This window comes from Alistipes indistinctus YIT 12060 (genome assembly GCF_025144995.1).
Classification (GTDB): domain Bacteria; phylum Bacteroidota; class Bacteroidia; order Bacteroidales; family Rikenellaceae; genus Alistipes_A; species Alistipes_A indistinctus.
In genome coordinates this window covers 296,601-317,790 of record NZ_CP102250.1, presented here as the reverse complement: position 1 = coordinate 317,790, position 21,190 = coordinate 296,601, and the positions used below count along the sequence as shown (strand labels likewise).

Annotated in this window: 18 protein-coding genes and 3 pseudogenes; all 21 read left to right on the top strand. The window is 50.5% G+C overall.

Annotation, left to right across the window (positions count from 1 at the left end; all coding sequences use genetic code 11):
* The first annotated feature begins 338 nt into the window (after window positions 1–338).
* Window positions 339–2,336 (top strand): annotated as a pseudogene (gene mobC, locus NQ495_RS01480) (conjugal transfer protein MobC).
* A gap of 149 nt (window positions 2,337–2,485) precedes the next feature.
* Window positions 2,486–2,701, top strand: coding sequence for a hypothetical protein (locus NQ495_RS01475; protein ID WP_009134756.1), 216 nt, complete (start codon window positions 2,486–2,488; stop codon window positions 2,699–2,701).
* 15 nt (window positions 2,702–2,716) lie between these two features.
* Window positions 2,717–3,823, top strand: a complete 1,107-nt coding sequence (locus tag NQ495_RS01470; protein WP_009134757.1) for a DUF4099 domain-containing protein — start codon at window positions 2,717–2,719, stop codon at window positions 3,821–3,823.
* A 15-nt stretch (window positions 3,824–3,838) separates the two neighbouring features.
* Window positions 3,839–4,282: pseudogene (locus NQ495_RS01465) on the top strand (DUF1896 family protein).
* Between the two features lie 24 nt (window positions 4,283–4,306).
* Window positions 4,307–5,329, top strand: a complete 1,023-nt coding sequence (locus NQ495_RS01460; protein WP_009134759.1) for a FimB/Mfa2 family fimbrial subunit — start codon at window positions 4,307–4,309, stop codon at window positions 5,327–5,329.
* A gap of 74 nt (window positions 5,330–5,403) precedes the next feature.
* Window positions 5,404–6,990, top strand: a complete 1,587-nt coding sequence (locus tag NQ495_RS01455; protein WP_232208922.1) for a DUF4906 domain-containing protein — start codon at window positions 5,404–5,406, stop codon at window positions 6,988–6,990.
* 22 nt (window positions 6,991–7,012) lie between these two features.
* Window positions 7,013–9,007 (top strand): DUF4906 domain-containing protein, encoded by a 1,995-nt coding sequence (locus NQ495_RS01450; protein WP_009134761.1) that lies wholly within the window; start codon window positions 7,013–7,015, stop codon window positions 9,005–9,007.
* A gap of 12 nt (window positions 9,008–9,019) precedes the next feature.
* Window positions 9,020–9,571: pseudogene (locus tag NQ495_RS01445) on the top strand (DUF3575 domain-containing protein).
* A gap of 11 nt (window positions 9,572–9,582) precedes the next feature.
* The gene (locus tag NQ495_RS01440; RefSeq protein WP_009134763.1) at window positions 9,583–11,244 is read left to right on the top strand and encodes a tetratricopeptide repeat protein; all 1,662 of its coding nucleotides are present in this window, start codon (window positions 9,583–9,585) and stop codon (window positions 11,242–11,244) included.
* 94 nt (window positions 11,245–11,338) lie between these two features.
* Window positions 11,339–12,235: a FimB/Mfa2 family fimbrial subunit gene (locus tag NQ495_RS01435; protein ID WP_083818349.1), complete on the top strand. Its 897-nt coding sequence runs from the start codon at window positions 11,339–11,341 to the stop codon at window positions 12,233–12,235.
* 859 nt (window positions 12,236–13,094) lie between these two features.
* Window positions 13,095–13,487, top strand: a complete 393-nt coding sequence (locus NQ495_RS01430) for a hypothetical protein (protein ID WP_009134767.1) — start codon at window positions 13,095–13,097, stop codon at window positions 13,485–13,487.
* A gap of 51 nt (window positions 13,488–13,538) precedes the next feature.
* Complete coding sequence (locus NQ495_RS01425; RefSeq protein ID WP_040294604.1) at window positions 13,539–14,147, top strand: DUF6047 family protein; 609 nt, start codon at window positions 13,539–13,541, stop codon at window positions 14,145–14,147.
* A gap of 238 nt (window positions 14,148–14,385) precedes the next feature.
* On the top strand, window positions 14,386–15,030 hold the full coding sequence (locus tag NQ495_RS01420; protein ID WP_009134769.1) for a hypothetical protein: 645 nt from the start codon (window positions 14,386–14,388) through the stop codon (window positions 15,028–15,030).
* Between the two features lie 319 nt (window positions 15,031–15,349).
* A complete protein-coding gene (locus NQ495_RS01415; RefSeq protein WP_040294753.1) occupies window positions 15,350–15,577 on the top strand; it encodes a hypothetical protein in 228 nt (75 codons plus the stop codon).
* Between the two features lie 234 nt (window positions 15,578–15,811).
* Window positions 15,812–16,522, top strand: coding sequence for a PRTRC system protein E (locus tag NQ495_RS01410; RefSeq protein WP_009134772.1), 711 nt, complete (start codon window positions 15,812–15,814; stop codon window positions 16,520–16,522).
* An 18-nt stretch (window positions 16,523–16,540) separates the two neighbouring features.
* Complete coding sequence (locus tag NQ495_RS01405) at window positions 16,541–16,762, top strand: PRTRC system protein C (protein WP_009134773.1); 222 nt, start codon at window positions 16,541–16,543, stop codon at window positions 16,760–16,762.
* Window positions 16,763–16,798: 36 nt separating this feature from the next.
* Complete coding sequence (locus tag NQ495_RS01400; RefSeq protein ID WP_147513081.1) at window positions 16,799–17,905, top strand: hypothetical protein; 1,107 nt, start codon at window positions 16,799–16,801, stop codon at window positions 17,903–17,905.
* A gap of 4 nt (window positions 17,906–17,909) precedes the next feature.
* Window positions 17,910–18,602 carry a prokaryotic E2 ligase family D protein gene (locus NQ495_RS01395; protein ID WP_040294607.1) on the top strand — a complete coding sequence of 231 codons (693 nt, stop codon included), beginning with the start codon at window positions 17,910–17,912 and terminating at the stop codon, window positions 18,600–18,602.
* Complete coding sequence (locus NQ495_RS01390; protein ID WP_009134777.1) at window positions 18,599–19,381, top strand: PRTRC system ThiF family protein; 783 nt, start codon at window positions 18,599–18,601, stop codon at window positions 19,379–19,381. The genes NQ495_RS01395 and NQ495_RS01390 overlap by 4 nt, the downstream gene beginning before the upstream one ends.
* 444 nt (window positions 19,382–19,825) lie before the next feature.
* Window positions 19,826–20,140, top strand: a complete 315-nt coding sequence (locus tag NQ495_RS01385; RefSeq protein WP_147513082.1) for a hypothetical protein — start codon at window positions 19,826–19,828, stop codon at window positions 20,138–20,140.
* Window positions 20,141–20,288: 148 nt separating this feature from the next.
* Window positions 20,289–21,185 carry a hypothetical protein gene (locus NQ495_RS01380; RefSeq protein ID WP_009134780.1) on the top strand — a complete coding sequence of 299 codons (897 nt, stop codon included), beginning with the start codon at window positions 20,289–20,291 and terminating at the stop codon, window positions 21,183–21,185.
* The last annotated feature ends 5 nt before the right edge of the window (window positions 21,186–21,190 follow it).

Sequence of the window (21,190 nt, the reverse complement as noted above, 5' to 3'; positions counted from 1 at the left end):
TATAGGTGTTGGAAACGGAAAGCTATGAGTTTGGGTGATTCGTAAGCTGTCCGATATGGCCGGGACCCGCTCACCCGGTCCCGGCCATATAAAAATTCGGAAATATCCCGGAGCTCCATGATGAACCGATTTATGACCACACCATAATTTATTAAGAATGAAAATATTACGCTCAAAATCTTGTAGATGGCACTTCCATGAATTTGTATAAAACAATATATATCAATAATTTATGCAAATTTTGTATGGTTCCGTATGGTTCGTTTTTCACTGGCCGACTGTTCAGAGTAAAGAGAAATACAGTAATTTTGTTTTTGCAACCGAATTAATCCCGCCCTATGCAACACGAAGATGATTTGCGCGGACTGGCCAAAGTCATGCAATTTATGCGGTCGATCAGCATTCTGATGATCGTTATCCATGTCTATTGGTACTGTTTCCCATGAATCCACTCGCTCGGTTGGAATATCGGCATCGTCGATAAGATCCTCGCCAACTTCCAGCGCACATGTTCGCTATTCTCATCCGGATACGTCACTAAAATATTCTGCCTGCTGTTGCTCGGGCTTTCCTGCATCGGAACCCGTAGCGTACCGAGCGAAAAGATCAATCGGAAACATATTTTTGCGGCCTTGACTGTCGGCCTTGTGCTGTTCGTGCCTAACGGCTGAATTCTCGAGTTACCCTCTCCTTCTTTCACCAAATATTTCCTGTACACTGCTTGCCTTTTGTTCGGATATCTGTGGCTGCTCTTGGCCGGGATCTGGATCGGACGGTTATGGTCTGTTTCTCTGATGGACGACCGGTATAACACGGAGAACGAAAGTTTTCAGCAGGAAACCCGTCTTGTGACAAACGAGGACTCGATCAACCTGCCAACGCGCTTCTACTATCAGAAGAAATGGCACGACGGATGACTGAATATCACTGCAATATACCGATCGGTTATAGTCTGCGGCGTGCCCGGCTCCGGGAAATCTTTCGCCGTCATCAACAACGTCATCAAGCAACAAATCGAAAAGGGATTTTCCATGCTGCTCTACGACTATAAGCACCCGGACCTGAGCCTGATAGCGTACAATCATCTGCGGACTCATCTGGGCAGCTACGATAAACCCCCGAAATTTCATGTGCTCGATTTCGACGACCCACGCAAAAGCAACCGGTGCAACCCCATATATCATCAATATCTGGAGGACATCAGCGATGCCTATGAATCGAGTTATGTGATCCTGCTGAACCTGAATAAGACGTGGGCGGAAAAGCAGGGGGATTTTTTTACGGAATCCGCATTTACACTCCTGAGCAGTATCATCTGGTTTCTGAAAATTTACAAAGGTGGACGCTATTGCACGTTCCCGCATTGCATCGAACTGCTTTGCCAACCGTATACCGATGTTTTCACGATTTTGGCCTCGTATCCGGAACTCGCCAGTTATATGTCACCGTTCATCGATGCGATGAAAAGCGGAGCACAGGACCAGTTGCAGGGACAATTGAGCAGCGTGAAGATTCCCTTACTGCGTATTATTTCGCCGCAACTGTACTGGGTCATGAGCGGCAACGATTTTCCGTTGACGATCAACGACCCGGATCATCCGACCGTACTGTGCATCGGCAGTAATCCGAACCGGCAGAATATTTACTCCTGTGCACTCGGTCTTTACTGCCAACGGATCATCAAGCTGATCAACCGGAAAAACAGGTTAAAATGCTCCGTCGTTCTCGACGAGTTGCCGACCCTTTATATAAAGGGCCTCGACGGCCTGATCGCCACAGCCCGCAGCAACAAAGTCGCCGTATGCCTCGGCATCCAAGATTTTTCACAGCTTACCCGCGATTACGGGGAGAAGGAAAGCCAAGTGATCCGCAACACGGTCGGCAACATGATATCCGGACAAGTTTTGGGCCCTTCGGCCAAAGAACTGAGCGAACGGTTCGGGAAAATCCTGCAAGAGCGCAAAAGTGTCAGCATCAATCCGGATAGCAGGTCGACATCGATAAATACACAGATGGACGAACTGATTCCGGCCAGTAAAATCGGCACACTCTCTCAGGGTTGGTTCGTCGGTGCCGTTGCCGACAACTACGACAATAAGATTCAACAGAAAATCTTTCATGCGGAGATCGTCGTGGATCATGCGAAAGTCAAAGCCGAAACCGAGCACTATGTCCCCATGCCCGATATGGCCGACTTTCGGGATGCTACGGGCAAGGACCGGATGGATCAAATCATACAAGCCAATTACGACCGTATCAAATCGGAGGCGGCAGAACTGGTTCGAATGGAAATAAAACGCATTAAGGATGAAGAAGCGGCGAAACAAAAAAAATAGCCTTCCGAGGTTGTTGCCTATCCGATTTTGGAGAGGATGGACGGTCTGGGACGGTCTGGAACGGCCTCATTTGAAAAACGGTATTTTTTATTAATTCATAAGCTATTTTAGCAGCGTAATCTTATTTCAACCACTTAAAATTAACCGTTATGGCAAAGAAAAATCAAAGCGATTCCCAAAACGCGCAAACACCTTTTGAGAATCTTGGAGAACTGATCGCGTCGAAGGAAGCACGAACGCTCGTCGTGGTCGATCACCTTGAAAAAGAAGCCCGGGTCGTGAGCGGCATGGACGAAAAAAAACCGGACAATCCCTTTTCTTACGTTGCTCCCAAACCCGAAAACAAGGCGGCCTTTCTCAACTGAACGGACAGCCTGAAGTTGGGAAAAATCCTGCAGTCTTTTATAGCGGCTTTTAAAGCTGCGGCCAAAGCACAGGGCAGACAGGACGAACAGGACCGCTACTCTTTCTATGAAGTTCCCAAAAGCGAGGTAGCTAACATTGCGACGGCTATCCAACGGAAATTCGAGGGGGACGAGAATCCCGATATCAACGACTATCTTAAATCATTCCGTATCAAACCAGCAGAACTGGAGAAACGAAAGATCGAACGGCACAATATTCCGTGGGATGGGCTCAGGAAGGTCGGTATCGAATTGAAGCAAAACGAAATGGAGAACGTTATGCAGGGACTCCAGTTGCCCCAGTTGTATTTAGTCGATGTGAAAACTCCGGACGGCATTGCGATCAATACCCCGATGGGCTTTGAAGTGAAAACAGATAAGGATGGGGAAGTGAAAGTAAACCTGATCGCTCCAAAATCCGTTCCCGAATTCGAGGAACCGCAGTATAAACAGATTTTTACCAAAGAGGACAAAACGCTGTTTTTTCGGGGGATGCAGCCTGAGCGCCTGTTCCCGATACCGGACAAGGAAACAGGAGAAATCCAATGGTGTGCCGTTAGCTATTGCAAAGAACTCGGCAGACTCGTTACCGCTCCGGCAAGCGGTATCAAAGCGCCCGGCTACTGGGATAACGTGAAACTCGATTATACGCAGAAAGACATTTACGAACATGCCGGTCGAATTTCATTGAAAGGTTGTACGGATTTAGACGGTAAAAAATATGACTGCGTCCTGCAATACGATGCCGTGAGTCAAGCTCCCAAGAAAATTGTTGACAAATACGAGAAAATTTATATTTACCCGCATCTCGAAAAACAACTCGACGGGAAACAACTCGAAGCGCTGAAAAATTACGAGGCAATACCGGCCGCAGGACTCATGAAATCGGACGGAACACCAATGACATGCTCCTATATCTGGATCGATCCCAATATAAACAAGCCGTCATACGGCACTCTCGAAAAGATGAAGCGGGAGCATTACATTTATGAAAAATCGCAAGAGAAAACACAGCAGAAAGAACAAGAACCGCAACCGGAGGGGGAAAAAACCATCCGTCGCTCACGGGGTAGGAGTTTCTAAATATTATTTCTTCACATGGAAAAGAAACGAAGCATCCCGACCCAATCGGCATACATGCGCCGGCTCGAATCCTATCTGGCCGACCGACATCCGGGACTTGTCGGAGCGAAGAAGCTGATACATACCCGCAGTGAGAAAGCCATGTTTACCTACCTTCGAATGATAGAGGCCGGATATTCGGCCTCTGAAGCAAGAAAACGTGCGGATACCGTCCTGTACGAAGGACTGATTTTCTCGAAATTCGATACCGTCCGCTGCATTCTCGCCACGGAGTTCCCAACGATCCCTGCCACCTGACTCCGGACTCTCACTTTTGAGCTGCTGCATTTCTGTGAGGACATCTTCGCCCGCTACGATCTCACGGACAAACTCGTCAACGAATCGGCCTACAATCATCTGATTGTGGAACTGATCGGAGCCATTCGTCACTATCTCGGCGAAAAACAAATCACATTTTAATATAATAAACAATCACTTAGCATTATGAGAAAATTATTTTTTGTTCCGATCCTCGCCTTGTCGCTTATCTGTTCATGCGGCAAGATCGACTCTTCGATTCCCGATGTGCCGGACACTCCTGCGACCGAACCGCTCATAAGCCTGAGCTTCGAGGCCGAAACGACGAAATCGTTTTTCGATCCGACGGCAACGGCAGAGACCTGGGAAAAATCCCTCTCGTCCATCGACGTGCTTGTATTCTCCGCCGACGGCAACCTGATCGTACAGCGGAAATTCAACGCCTCGGAGCTTTCGGCCAAAACCGCGACATTTGCCGTGCCGAATACTGCTGCCGGAACCTCATGCGAGTTTTATGCAGCCGCTAATCGTCCCATAACCGGCGTATCGACCAAAGCCGAACTGCTCGCTCTTGTTGAGTCTGATCCGGGAGAATACAACTCGACTTTCGCACAGGTATCTACCTCGGCCAAACGTTCGGGTGGTTTCGTAATGACGGGATCGGCAACTAAAACCATTGCAGCGGCAGGAACCCGCACCGATGTGGCGCTGACGTTGAAGCGCACGGTAGCCAAGATCGCCGTACAAACGGCCCTGAGCGCGGAATTTGCCAACCGGTATCTGGGCAAGGTGCGTATCAATTCGGCCGTACTGTCACGGGCGGCGTCTCGCGGCAATGTAATCTCACAAGGCTCTGCCAACACCGGAGCAATGAGCTATACATTTACCCAACAGATCACCGACGCATCCGGCAAATTCAATAATCTGTTCTATACGTTCGAGAACGGCAATCTCGCTGCCGGGACACGCCTGCTGCTGACGCTCAGCGCCACGTATGACCGGGACGGAAACTTTGCCACAACCGCCGATCAGGTTCCCGTCACATACGCGATAGAGCTGACCGGCGGCGGCGCAGGGCAATTCGTCCGCAACGGCTATTACCGTGTTCAGGTCACAATCGACGGCCTCACCGGAGCCGAGGCGTCGGCCACAATCACCGTCGCCGACTGGGAAAGTCCCGTAACCCAAACAATCAACATCGGCGCGTAAACGCCTTCTATGTATCATCTGTGTTCATTTCATCCGGCGGGGGCCTTGCGCCCCCGCCTTAACCCCCACACGCTATGAAAACCTGCAAATGTCAGCTTGTAATGCTGCTGTTTACGCTTCTATCGGTCGGCTGCCTGTCCAAACACGACGTGCCCGCGCCGGACAGTCCGGATGCCGGGGCCCGCGTCATATTCCGACTGCACGCATCGCCTGTCGCCACACAAAGCGCCGTGATGTCAGGGAAGCTCACCAAGCCGTCCCAAGAGTCGCAAGTGGGCGACGCGAGCCTCTACTTTTTTTCCGAAACGATCCCCGGCGACTTGCGGCACGTCTATGCTGATTCCGAGAGCAACATTCAAGTCACTCTTCCCAAAGGCCGGTACGAATTGTTCACCCTTGCCAACATCGGCGAGGATCCCGGCGACATGACCCGCGACCAAGTGGAGAAATATATCTGCACGCTCGGCTCCGGGGACGATCCGATCGACGGCGGGCTCATCCCCATGTCCGCACGGCAGACCGTCACGATCGGGGGCGATGCCGAAATTCCGATCCTGCTCAGGCGAACCGTCGCACGGGTCGATCTGACCGTAACGGTCGATCCGTCCTGTCCGGAGAATCTTACGGTTCATACGGTTTCCTTACGCAATGTGGCGGGAAGCATCGCCATGTTCGGCGACAACCGCCCGCCCGCCGACGAAATGATCTCGCCGTATTCGACTGTCGGCGTGACGGACAACCGGATTCAACGCACATACTATATTCCCGAAAATCTGTGCGGGGAGAATCCTGCGATCACCGATCAGCAGTACAGGAATGTGGCCAACGCTCCCGCCGGAGCTACTTACATCCATATCTACGCCACATTCTGCGGGATGAACATCAGCTACTTCGTGTTTTTGGGCGACAACACGACCACCGACTTCAATCTCCGTCGTAACAGACATTATACGGTCAACGTGAATATCCTCGGCGTGAACAACGACGATATGCGCGTCTCGATGACCACGCTGATGCTCACTCAGGGGCCGGATGCTGCTTACGACCTCTCGAAACCCGCGACAATCACCCTGATGCCGGTCTGCACGAACGATCCCGAAGCTCCGCTCTGGTTCTCCTACGCGCTCAACAAAGGAACGGGCTTTATCACTCTCGACGGTATGCCCATATCTGCCAATGAAAAACGGCGCGTTTATTCCGACACGGAACTCGCCTGCCGGTATATTCAGGACGATGCGGGCGAGGTGGAGATTCTGTTTACGCTGACGGACGCTTACGGGAACTGCGTTACGAATGACGCCAGTACGACCTACCGGGATGCCAATCCTGTTTCCGTGCTCACCATGACAAGCAAAGTGGGCATGGTAGCCACCGTTGCCTTTACGATAAACGAGTCCGGCTATTCAGGTCGCTTCACGGTTTCCTACCGGTCCGTATCCGGTTCGGGCGAGGTGACGATCGACGGCTCGAAAATCGTCTCCGGCGGCAGCAAGACAACGGCCGCCAATACTGCCCCGTTAGGAGTCAAATGTCCGGTCAACATTACCCCGTCCGGCGATTTCTCGGGAGATTTCACGGTTTCCGACATGAAAGGCAACTCCCGTAGCTTCCGCATTTACGTTTCAAAAACCCTGAGCACAATCGACGTGACAGAGATTTAATCCGTTAAACCAATTTCGACCAATGAAAAAATATCTTATCGTTTTGCTCGCTGTGGCCGCGCTGCTACCGTTGAGCCATGCCTGTCTGTCCCGGACTCCGGAAGCCGAAACTCCCGACGGTGCGACCTATGATCCGGCGAGCGTCACACTCGAAATCGACTGTCCCGGCATGGAGCCAGTCACCCGCGCGCTCGACCCGTCGCAGGAAAAGGCGGTGCACGATCTGAATGTGTACTTTTTCAGCAAGCAATTTCCCGACGACATTGCCGAGCACGTTTTCTCGGACGGCAACACCTCGCGCGTTAAGGTCAGCCTGTTCCCGACGAACTACGATCTCTATGTCATCGCCAATGCCGGGCGCGATATGGGGGAAATCTCGCGCGAGAAGGTTGCGGCATACTCCGCAACGGTCGGCACGGAGCAGGAGTTGACCCGGAACGACCGCCTGCCGATGTCCGCCCGTCAGGAGGTACGCATCACGGGAAATACCTCGCTCCCGGTCAGCCTCGTCCGCTGCGTGGCCCGGCTCGAACTGTCGCTCAACGTCACCGAAGCCCTCAAGGGGCATCTGCTCCTGCATTCCGTACAGTTGTGCGGCGCCGCGCGTTCCTGCTCGTTTTTCAGCGACAACGCGCCGTCCGAAACAAACCGGCTCGACTACCCGAAACAAACCCTGTCCGGCGATTCGTTCAACGGCTCTTATTACCTGTGGGAAAACATGCAGGGCGTGAACAGTTCAATCGCCGACCAAAAACAGAAAAACCGCGTGAATGCTCCGGCGGCGGCGACCTGTCTGCATATTGAGGCGAGTTACGACGGACGCAAGGCCGATTACTACATTTACCCCGGAGCGAATGCGACGAGCGATTTCAATATCCGGCGCAATACGACATACTCGCTTCAGGTGAATATCCTCGGCATCAGCGAGGTCGATACGCGCGTATCGACCACCGAACTGAGCGTGACTCCTTTCCCGGCAACGTCCTATGCGCCCGGCGAAACGGCCTTTTCCACGCTCTCGACCCGCTCGACGCACAACCCCGACGGATTGTTTTACCTCACATACTCGATTCCGCAGGGCGGGGGCACGCTGCTGATCGACGGCGCGGCGCATACGCCGGGCGTGCCGTTTCTGTTCGCACAAGGCGGCGGGAAAAACGCACAAATAGCCTACACGCAGCAGGGCGAGGGTCCGGCCCGGATCACATTTTCCCTGACCGATACTTACGGATTCACGATAGATAAAGAAATAGGCACAACGTACAAGATACCGTATCAGCCCATCGAGGCATCCCTGTCCGATCCGGGGACGGCGACCGTCGGCGTGCCCTGCGTATTCTATCTTTCGTTTTCAGAACCGAATTATGCGGGACCGTTCAATGTGAAGTACGAATTACTGGAGGGAACGGGCAGCCTCACGTCAACCGTAATCAGCCGTTGGTCGAGCGGTACGACGGTCGTGTTCGATAAGGGCGAACAGGTGAGACTCGGATTTTTCGCATCCGAAAAAGGAGCGGTTCGCCTGCGTTTCACCGTCAGCGAGCAAAACGGGCAAAGCAAGACCGTTGAGCAGACTATCCGCATATCCGGAAAATCCGTCCGCGCGTATGCAAGCTGGGATATTACCGGCTACGAGCAACATACGATGCTCGATTCGACCGAGCGCACGACCTACCGTGACCCGTGCTATTTGAACGTCTACGCCGAACTGTCCAAATCGGTGAGCGCCTCGACCACCGTCACCGTAGAATTGCATTACACGGTAGATCATCGGGGATTTTACGGCGACACCTACACGCGACAGGTAACAGACAAGGTATCCGTGTCGATTCCCGCCGGACAAAGTTCGGGGAGCGCCGTCGCCCGGCAATACTGCGAATACTGCTACATCGACAACGAGAGCTATCCCCATGTGCTCGTGATCGAGGGGGACCGCATCGAGCCTGCGTCGGGCGAGGATATGACCAGAATCGTATCGGCTTCCTGTTCCGATCCCAATATCGACATCACTTATTAACGTGCTTCCGATATGAAAGCTTTCTTTAAAATCGCATTGTTGGGCCTGCTGCTGTACCCGGCAGGAATCCACCGGGCCTCGGCCCAGTTCTATGCCGTGCGGATCGACGCGCTCGCCCTCGCCACCGGGACACTCCACGCGGGGATGGACTTCCAGATCGCCCCCAAGCTCTCGCTCGACGTGTCGGGGTACTGGAACCCGATACGGACACGGGGCCTGCGGACTCAGCTCCTGATCGCTCAGGCGGGTATCCGGCTGTGGCGCTTCGAGCCCCATACCGGACCGTTCTGGGGCATCTACGCTGCCGGAGGAACGTTCGACGTGGGCACACGCCGCCATCACTACAAGGGTCACGCGGTAGGAGCGGGAGCCTCATACGGCTACGGCTGACTGCTCTCGAAGCGGTGGAGCCTCGTGGCCGAAATCGGCCTCGGCCTGTACTATCTCCGCGACGACAAGTACGACTACCGGACGCCGTGGAGCGAGGACGAGCTGATCCGCCACAGCCGCCGGTTCGCACTGGGACCCTCGAAAGCCGAGATCAGCTTCTCCTACCTGTTCTAATCCGGATATAGATGAAAACAATACAGATAGCAGTTCTTTGCGCGTTGCTCTGCTCTTGTGTCCAGACGCGCCGACTGGAGCGTCGGGAGGTAGGAGCCTCGCTCGCGCTCGTTACCGAGCGGCAAGCGAAACAGGAAACGGAGCCCTATCAGCCAAATTGGACAAAGGTGAAAAAGCCGTTCAGCGGCGATTCCCTCTATTTCGGCGAGGCCGTATTCGACAGCGCCGGAAACCGCCGGATGCTTGTCCGTTTACAGCCAGTCGAAGTGGTTGCCAAACGCAAAGTGATTATCGAACGGCTCGGCCGGGTTATGATCGGATTCCGGGTAAGTGTTCCGCGCGAGCTCCAAAGCCGCTGCTTCGGGATCGAGCTCATGCCGGTATTGCACCGGCAGGACACGTCCCTCACGCTTGCCCCGCTTGTGATTCGGGGCGGGCTGTTCGCTGGGGTACAGTGCCGGAGTGAATGGCGCTACGACAAGTACCGGCATTGGCTGACGGGTCTCGGTGCACAGGATACCGCCGCACGTCTCGACCGGGCCCGCAGGCTGCTCGTCCGCTTTCCGCAGACGGGCGCGGCACGGCTCGACTCGGTGGCCGAGCGACCCCGGCAAATCGACTATTTCTATTCCCAAGATGTGCCAGCTACGGGAAACTCCGGGCAGTTGTTCGTGACCTTACAGGGCCGGGTGCGGGCGCTCGACGGGAGCATATACGGCCTGCCACCCTCGGACACGATGCGCTACACCGTCTCGTCGATGCTGTCTTTCGTGGATACGACGCAACGGTTCGTAAAACGCATCGTCAAGAAATACGCAGAAGTACGAGACCGGAGTTACCTGAATTTTCCGGTGAACGGCACGGCAATTATCGACACGTTGGACGACAATGGACCACAGTTGGCCCGGATCACCGCGACAATGGACAGCCTGATTAATCACAGCGAGTTTTATGTGGATTCAGTAACGCTCACGGCATCATCGTCACCCGAAGGCTCCTATGCCCACAATGCGCTGCTGGCCGAACGCCGGGCACGTTCGCTGAAAGGCTATCTGACGGATCGCTTCGGACGGGAAATCGACACGCTGATCGCGGTACGTTGGGTGGGTGAGGATTGGGACGGACTACGAAAACTGATCGCTGGCGAGGAAGGCATCGCGCACCGCAGCGAAATACTGAAGCTGATCGCACAACGAACCCACGACGATGGGCTGGAGAGCGAGATCAGGCGGTGCTATCCGGAAGATTATGCACTCCTGCGCCGCAAACTTTATCCCCGGCTTCGGGCGGTCGACTTCCGGTACAGCCTGCGGCGGCGGGACATGGTGCAGGATACAGTTGTTACAGCCGAACCCGACACGCTCTACTCCCGTGCGGTGGAGATGCTCAAGCATCGGGACTACGCTCCGGCGATGTACTTGCTCGAAAGCTATCACGACCGGAATTATGCCCTTGCACTCCTTTCACTCGGTTACGACGCATTGGCCCGTGAAGTCCTCGAACCGCTGCCCCAAGACCCTGAAAGGGATTATATGCTCGCCATCGTCTGCGCCCGGCTCGGAGCCCGAGACGAAGCACTCGTGTATTACCGCCGCGCCGCTGAAACCGAACCCCGGTACCGATTCCGAGCTAAGCTGGACCCGGAGCTGTCCGGACTGGTCGAAAATTTGTAAACGTGCCCCCAACCAAACCGTTAATAATCCATTTTAAAAAATGATAATCTGAAGCCAACCGCAGAAACGGTGAAAAACGATAAAACAGAATGAAATGAGAAAAATAGTATATATGATATGGAGTGGACTGCTGCTGAGCGGTTGCTCTCTTTCTGAAACAACTGACATAGAGGTTGATGCAAGACCCTCACTTACAGTTAGCTATCATTATCTGAATAAAGACGGAATCGATGCTACGCAAGATGAAATCCATTCTCTTGATCTATATATTTTCGACCCGATGGGACATTTTATCAAAAAGGTGGAAGCCGATAGGCGGGCAGCCGAAGACACAAGCGGCCTGCGGCTTTTGGACGGCGTACCCGCAGGAGAATATACCGTAGTGTGTTTCGGGAACGTAAAGCGAATCACGATACCGAAACTCGTGCCGGGAGAATCGACCACAGCCGACTTATTTGCAGTAGAAAAACAGGGCGATACATGCCCGGATGCCGACAGGCTTTTTCACAGCCTCACTCGCTTCGAGGTGCGGCGGGGCGAACCGCATGTAAGAACAGTCGATTTGGACAAGCATTATTTTCTGGTCGATTTAACCGTAAACGGAGCCGAAAAACTGGTTGTAACTCCCGATAAAATGGCTGTACTTTTTACCGGAATTCCGTCTGGAACAGACTACAAAGGCGATCCGGTATTCGCACAGACCGCATTCAGCCCGCGATTGCAGCAAACCCAGCAAGGATTTTCAGCGACATTCGCAGTATATAGTTTCGACATGCCCGATCCCGTGCGGATGATCGTCCAAGCCGGGTCGGAAACGGTCGGCCAGGTCAATCTGGGAGAGTACATCGCCCGACACGATTTGGGCATCGACCTGAGAAACGACCGAGACGTCGTGCTTCCTATCGACATCGACGTTACGACGACCGGAATAACCATCACTGTGAATGACTGGGACGATGGGGCGATTCAATTACCGATTATCGGAAAATAATTTTTGAAAAAATGAATAACGAATTTAAATCTTTTCTGAAAACGGTCGGAGGAAATGAAGGGAGCAAGTGTAACTATCCGACCCGTCTGGACCTTTACGGTCGCGGATGCGCCCACGACTGCTCATACTGTTATGCTAAATCCCTGCTGAGTTTCCGGGGATTATGAAACCCCGGTTTCCCGGCTGTTGCGGACCGGGAGAAAGTATCCCGCGCCATAGGCAAACTTTTACCGGGAAGCGTAGTCCGGCTCGGCGGGATGACCGACTGCTTACAACCGGCAGAACTCGACTACAAAGAAACTTACGAAGCCATTAAGGCGCTCAACGATCGTTCCGTTCATTATCTGATCGTAACCAAATCCTCATTAGTCGCAGACGACCGATATGTGGGAATTATGAATCCGGATCTTGCCCATATTCAAATATCCATAACATCCTGCGACGACCATGTTGCATCGCAATATGAAATGGCCTCCCCACCATCCCAACGCATCAAGGCCGTCGAAAAGTTGCAACGCCTCGGTTTCGACGTATGCGTCCGATTGTCGCCTTTCATACCGAATCTTATTGGTACCGCCACTGACAGGATAAACCACATTCAGTGCGAGAAAGTCCTGATCGAATTCTTGAGGGTCAACGCTTGAATAGAGCGTTGGTTGCCGCTCGATTACTCGGAGTATACCGTTAAGCAAAGCGGGTACAGGCAGTTGCCTCTCGAAAAGAAAATCGGTTATGTCGCTCGAATCAACGGTTTCAGCCAACTGTCCGTCTGCGACGACGTGACCGGACACTACGACTACTGGAAGCAAAATGTCAATTACAACGCAAAGGATTGTTGTAACTTATCTATTAAAAAATTATGGTAGATTTCTCGAAAAGAGCGGTAAACGTCATGGTATCGCCCGAACAGAAAACGATATATGTTGCCTCACCGCTTGCAGGCTCCGTAGAAAAATTTAAAATGTTTATCATGGAGTGTATAGCCGATTCCGGCCCTGACTTAGAAAAAGCGAGCGATAATATGCTGTTCCGTTATGTGTTGGACGTTGATAAAGTGCCGCCGATCGTTCCGAAAGAAAATAACAGCGACTATTTCAATAGGCTGCTTTCCGTTACGAAACCATTGGATATTCATCCCACCCACATCGTTTCGCTCAGAGACGCCATCCATTGTATGAAGCACGGCATTCCCTTGCTGTCCCCGGATGCGGAACGCAAGTATATCCGTGCCGGGATGAACGGTGAAGCATGAAGCCTGTCTGACAGCTACGGTAACAATCCCAGATTTCCTATTTATAAGCATGTGAAAACGGAAACGGATGCACTGCTTTTCACCCAAAGTCCCGAAGGGAAGAATGCCTACCGGAACTACCTGCAAGAAATTGCGGCCTCCATGCTCTCCGGCAGCAGAGAGGGACAGACTTTACGCGTGTTCGATATTCCGGCCAATCTGATCAATCGCTGGGATCAATTCACCTATCTGAAAAACAAGGGGTGTTACCTTGCAAAAGGGAATCTGGAGAGCGATGGAATCTTGTCTCACGAGCAAATCCTAAAAGCCGATCCTGCCAGCCTTCAGTCGTTTGTCAGGAGTTTTGCACCTGAGGCCATATATATGCCCCGCAGAGCATATGACTATGCATCCCTCACTTTGGCCGGGTCTCATGCGATGGAGTCTTTCCAATGCTCGGAAAAACAGAGATTTTCCTACGACGAACAATTCAAGACGATCAATCGCAATATCAGCCGTTGTGGGGATATGAATCAAAAAGCAACGCTTTACAGGGAGCGCGGAAAAATCGCAAACGATATTATCGGGCGTGATTTCCCAGAATACGAGAACAGTCAAGTCCTGAAAGAGAAAATAATCCCCGAATATCCCAAACGACAATCACGGGGCAGAGGATTGTAGCCTTTTTAATCTCAATTTAAACGCTTTGCATCGCATGCAGGGCGTTTTTATAAGCATATAATCATTGTTTTAATATCGGTTGCCGGGCAAGTTAAGCCGCCGGGCTTCCTCTCAAAATTTCCCTGCGTGAAATTTTGGGCCGGAACCCCTGTGGCGGCTTGCTTTTGCCCTTGTCAACCGACACTTAAATATTTAATAAAACAAAAATCAATAAAATTTAATAATTAATACAGTACCTATGAAAACGGTTAGAAAAAAGGAACTGGCAAAAATTAAAATCAACAACCTGAGCTCACGATGTCAGTTCGATAGCGAAGTCACCCACATTTACGATGCCGTCAAAACTTTCGTGCCTGATGCGGAGATCGTTTATCAAGTCTGGTGCAATGATGACAATAGTTGGACGATTGAACGGGCACTGGTGGCCATATTCAGAAACAACATCGTATTTCATGTTTGGAAATATCGGTATCCGAGACGTCACTACGAAATATCACCCGATTTTTCCTTGTTAGAAAATATCGATCGATCAGCGATCGACCATGCCAAAAGAGGAATTGAACCTCCGCAAAACATTGGGGTCTTTACCCTGAAAAAAATCGAAGACTGGATTAATTTCGGTACGCTCGTCTTTTTAAAACTCCAAAAGCAGAATGCCGAAAACCACGAAAAAATCAGGGCATTTAAACAGACCGTTCTTTCGGACCCTGATTCGATCTGGGAAAACGCAAATGAAGGCTATATCGACCGCAACGGTATTCGCTTCACTTTCGAGATTCGAAAGACCGGCATCAGTAATGAAATAAGATTAAACTTGACATGGGAAAATAAAAATTACGAAACGTTTTGCCGCTTGGCGGACAATAAATACGACCACAAATAATCACTCACAATTAAACTTTCAGCGCCGGAAAACCGACATGGTTTTCCGGCGCTGATGATTTTTTGAATCTCATCGAAATGGAGAAATGTATCATTTTCAACGTGAAACCCTCTAACCGGATCTGCAAACGATTTGTGCAGGAATATCCTGAAGCCAACTATTTAGGCGCGGCATCTCTAAAGAGTAAATCCAAAAGTTATCTGCTCCCATTGGAAATTTACGAGCTTGACAAGGAAAAATTGAAGGCATACGGCGCTAAAGCCAGATGCCAATAAACAGGGATGGCCTACAATCGGCCATCCCTTTAATTTTGAAGCATATGAGTGAACATTATGCCGTACATGTACAGTACGTCTTTACAGGTCAATATTTTGTGGTGGCCGAAAATGAACGGGAGGCTCGGCGAGCCGTTCTCGAAGAATGCGGACTCGTGATGGGAGGGACTATTCACTCTACATTGGGGGACGATCTGACAGACTGGAATTTCGACATCCATCCGGAAACGGTTATCCCCAAAGTAGAAACTTGTAATGAAGAAATAAAATGAAAACGAAAAGAATTTTTAAGACAGTGGGAATTATTACCCTAATCGCGGTTATCGCATTTTATTGGAAGCTGATCCTGCACAACCTGATTCTGCTGGCTATCGCATTCTGGATCGTTCGTTGGATTCTTCGGTTGTTATACCGACTCTTGCCATTGTGCATTACAGGCGGTATCATCTATTTGTTAATGACCTATTAAGGCCGAATCATATTGTTGTACACTAAAACCAATCACTATGTTTTTCCAACAAATCAATCAAATGATGGGACAGGATACGGACCTGATCCTCACCATTCGCAAAACGGATGAAAACGTCCTGACGGTAGCTGTCATTACTAAAATGAACGGACTTCAGGATCAAGCGCAACACTACATTACTCCTTTTACGGCAACCGGCATTCCGGAAGAACTGGATCAGGGTTTCACATCAGCATTGGCGCAGCCCGTTCCCAAAGCGCAAGGGCTTCTGACTAACATGAAACAGTTCGAACACCAGTTAGAAGTAGCCGAAGCCAACAGTAAGGCGGCGAAAGCGGAAAAAGATAAAAAGGAAAAAGAGGAAAAAGAGCGGAAAGAAAAAAGCGACAAATTCAAGAAAAAAGCAGAAGAACAAATAGCCGCAGGGAAGCTGGGCGACGCAATGGTCAATCTTCGTCAGGCACGATTATACGCAAACGACCTAAATAAGAAAAAGATCACTTTGCTACTCGAAGATGTGCAAGCAAAAATGTGTCAGGGATCGCTTTTCGGCAAAACCGCAACTGGGTCATCTGTAACACAACAGGCTGTCCGGCCTCCAGCCTCAATCGATGATACTGATAACAATGAAGATGATGATGATGATGAGAATGAAGAAGAAGATCCGTACAACGAAATCATCGATTTTCCAGAAGAATGCAGGGCAAAAGACATTTGCCAGAACATGACGAATCAGACATTATTCTAAAACTAAAAACCGATAACAATGGCACTCGCAATCAACGGACTCGACAGGGCCTTTACCTTCCAGAAAGGAAACGAACTGATCGCGCTTTCCGATCCCAATCCGTCCATGACGGTAGATCAAGTGATGAATTTCTACTCGAATACATATCCCGAGTTAACTACGGCCACGGCACAAGGACCCGAAATCAAAAACGACCAAAGCATTTATACTTTTAAAACGACACTCGGAACAAAGGGATAAAAGCATGAAGATGAAAACCAAAAAATTAAAGGGACCATGCAAACAGCTATTGGACGACCGACAAATAGATACACTATCCCGCCTTATTATCGAGGAGGCGGGGAATCACAATCTCGAACGGGGAGCCGAACACAAGAAGCGGATCTTACCGCCATGCGCTGCGGTCATGATTTTTTGAAATCAACAATAAATGCCATCGCTCCTAAAAAAATCGAGTGGGAAACGAGCGCAGGAACCGTCGATCTCATCACCGAGGAAAACTACCGCTATCTGCTCGACAGCGCCTGCAACTATGCCGGACTGATCGGCCGGAAATTGGTGCATATTCCGGGACATTCCCTTTGCGAAAGCATCGCCAAATTATATAAGGAACTGGATAAATTGACAGCCGAGGAAGTCAATTTCGAGGTCGACCAGAACAGGCTGACCTTTTGTTTATATCGATACCACAGGTGGCCGGACTGGACGTTTCACTGGCTGCCCGTCTCGTTTATCGACATCTTGACGGGAAAACTCAAGCGCATAGCCATTTCGTTTATTCATGAATTCGCCCTCCATAACGGGATGACCTATCTGACCGATAATGACGATTTAGACTGGACGATTGACTGGATGGCCGAAAACGCTGCAAGCGGAGAATTCGATAAAAAAGAACGCAGGGAATACCGAGGCGCGATTCGCTCTTATATAAACGGACACGCCCGACATCTGTTGGAGCGGGTGGAAAGGCGATGTTACTACAAACGGTTGCCGCAGGTACTCGATCGTTATCAGCCCGTCAACGAATACGAGGAACTGCTGGCAAAGTTATTCAAAGAGGGTTTCCAGTTCGTCGGCCATGACAAACCATCCATTATGCATTATCTCTACGATCCGTATGACGAAACGCAAGAATCAGATATGATAAGGGTCGATCCCGACCGGATGATACGGGTGGTTTACGACGTGGATGACGTATTGAACGAGAATCTTTCCGAAATGGTTAACACGGAGTTGCAAAACTGCGATTACATCATCACTCCTGCGACGACACTATACCTTACACCCGATCTAAAAAAACCGTTTTCAATGGACGATTATCCGGAGCGTTTCTCCAAATGGATCGAGCGTTTCGTGGAATTCATAACAACCCATAATCCCTGACAAAATGAATTGCCTTACGGAAAAAATCAATATGCTGCTCCGGCCCGAGGCGGCACTGATCGTTTACCATTGCGAAGAACCGGAAAAAATGTTCTATCTCGAAACGCGTCCGATCACGCCCGACGGAAAAATGGGAGCGGCACAGCCCGTATCCTGCGAATTCATGAACCGCCTCACGTCCGCATACTGCGAATCGCATTCGGGTACGCCGTTCGGCCCCATACCCGAAACCATGCTCTACTGCGACGTCAGAAAAGGACGGGAAAAGTATATATGGTATAACCCACCGGCGAAACGCATGATGTATTTCCGAAAAGACTTATGCATGGAAAATGCCGAATACCATATGCCGGGTGTGATATACATTGCCACAAACGAAACGCTGCGAATTTTTGCCTACAAAGGCAAGCGTCCTGCCAAAAATGCAGAATTGTTTCTTGCGCCGTTTTTCAATACCTCGTCGAACGATGTCTGCCTCGGTACGGCGCGACTGAATAAGCCCCTTAACCCGACTTACGACGAACTGACAGATTACTGGGAAAAACGCTTCTGGCAATCGGAATTCTCACACCTGAGTTCCGAAGGCAATCCCACCGAGCATAATTTGGTGCTGGTCACGAAAGCGGCCAAAGAACAGCCGTTCGATCCGAACGAACTTAAACCTTACCGTAAAACCCTTAACCAACTACTCAAATGACACGCGCACACTTTTCAGATTCGTATTTGCTGAACCCGCAGCACCCCGTCACGATCAATGTGATCGGCGCGGGAGGCACGGGATCGCAGGTCGTTACGTCACTCGCACGAATGGATCAGGCCCTGCGAACGCTCGGCCATTGCGGTCTGTCCGTCAGGGTGTACGACCCAGATCTCGTCAGCGAATCCAATATCGGACGACAGCTTTTCGGAGAAGCCGATCTCGGACTCAACAAAGCTCAGTGTATTATTACGCGGATCAACCGATTTTTCGGCAGTGATTGGCAAGCCGAAACAACCCATTATCCACAAGAGGAAGATAACACAAGCGCAAATCTTTTTATCACTTGTACGGACAGTGTATCATCGAGGGTCAATCTTGCCCGGCTTCTCAAATCGACAGGCCGAGGCAACAGTTATACGGACTATGCCACCCCCCTGTACTGGTGTGATTTCGGGAATGCCCAGAAAACGGGGCAAATCATACTCGGAACGATCCGGGAAAATATCGAACAACCAAAGTCGAAAAAGTTTCAGACCATACAACGGCTGCCGTGCGTAACCGATTACGTGAAAAGCTACGGCACGATCAAGGATGAAGATTCCGGGCCGAGCTGCTCGTTGGCTGAGGCTCTTAACAAGCAGGACTTATTCGTCAATTCGACGCTCGCTCATCTCGGTTGCAGCCTTTTGTGGAAATTGTTCCGCGAGGGCCTGATCCTCTATCACGGACTCTATCTGAACCTCGATACATTGCGGGTCAATCCGATTTCGGTATAGTATTCCGACGGGAAAACATTATCCTCATAATTACCAACCTAATTTCTAAAAATGTAAAAATTATGTCTGAACAATTTTCACAGAAAGAGTTGGAGCGATCGCAGGAGTACATCGCTCTCAAGGAACTGGAAAAAATACTTAACAGCTGCTCCAATCCTGCAAGATTCGCTGCCTGCATTCCCAATATGCACCGGACGCTTCAGCAAAACTTTTTCCGCATGATCAGGGAATGCATTCTATTTATGTCCACGCCCGGGAACGTCATAATCGACGATCGCAACAGAGCCTCCTATCAAATGTGCTGTGAGATCGCAGAGATGATTCGACACAAATATTTACCTCTCATTTGATGATTTCCGCATTATACTTCAATCAAATATCCCAATGCAAGCCATTCCATTGACAATACCGACTGAAATAAAGCTTGCCGGACCGGCCGGTCAAGTGAAGATCGCAAGGGAATGCCTCGAATACATCGGCTTGGACGGAAAAATGCTGCAATCCCTGCACAAGATCGTATTCGAGTCCCCTCAAGTATTCCAGATCGATTCGGGAAACGGGACTACGGAAAAGTGCGTCTCCTATGTGGCCGCAATAGGGGATCTCAAACTGTTCTTTATCGTTGTCCATGATGAATATTTTCTGCCGGGACTGCTGATCGACGGGAGCGAAATTATCCGTACACCTCGGTTCCAGCGGACGACATTCAGCCAACAACCCGATATGAGTCGATTGGTCAAGTTAATCAGGGAAATATGAAGACTGCAAACGATATAACATTCGAACGATCACCTCCGTCGCTGTCTCTCTGAACCACGACGGACTTCATTATTAAACATGACAATAGAAAGCGACAAGCAAACAGCTCGTCGCTTTTGTGTTTTAATAACCTTAAAAACAAATTATTATGGAAAATTCAGTAGCAACGACCGCACAAGCACAGTTCGATTTTACGACCAACTCCATCGAAGTGGTTACACTCGACACATTGCGTCGAACTTTCAAAGAAAACGACATTTACGGCGCGCCGCTCAAAGGCATATACCATTATCAGGTCATCGAGCAAATGGAGGAAATCTGCCGCCACAACAATCTGAACTACGAGGTCGAAGAAATTTTCGCCGCCCAGAACCGGAACCGGAACGAGCCCGGGGTGGTGGTACTGCCGCAGGTCGAGGAAAAATTCGGAGAACGTGCCGTTGAGGCACATATCCTGCGTCGCATCTACACCACAATCCGCATCAAGGAACAGGAGACGGACGAACTCACGACCTCGCTTGTGGTTGCCTTCCATCAAAGCGGTATTCAGGTGGCCATCGGCCCATGCGTGAAAATATGCCACAACCAATGCATCCTCTCGCCGGAGCGCATCGTATCGAACTACGGAAAAGAGAAAGTATCGATAGAGCAACTTTTCGAACGGGTGGACGAATGGTTGGGCAGTTTCGACAACCATTTGGCGGAGGATCGTAAACGAATCGCCGGCCTCAAGGCAAAAATACTCACGCCAGTGGAGGTTTACGCTTACATCGGTCTGCTCACGACCTTGCGTGTCTCGCACGACAGTTCCGACAAGCGCCTTTCTTCACGGGTTGATATTTACCCTCTCAACCAATCGCAAATCTCCGACTTCACCGAGAAACTGTTAAAACTGGCCATCGACAAAAAACAACTTACGGCATGGGATCTCTACAACGTGGCGACGGAACTTTATAAACCCGGGAGTACGGATATTCCGGTGGTGATCCCTCAAAACGCGGCCCTCGCAGAACTATTACTCTCTGACAAACTCGAGAATGTCTAAAAATA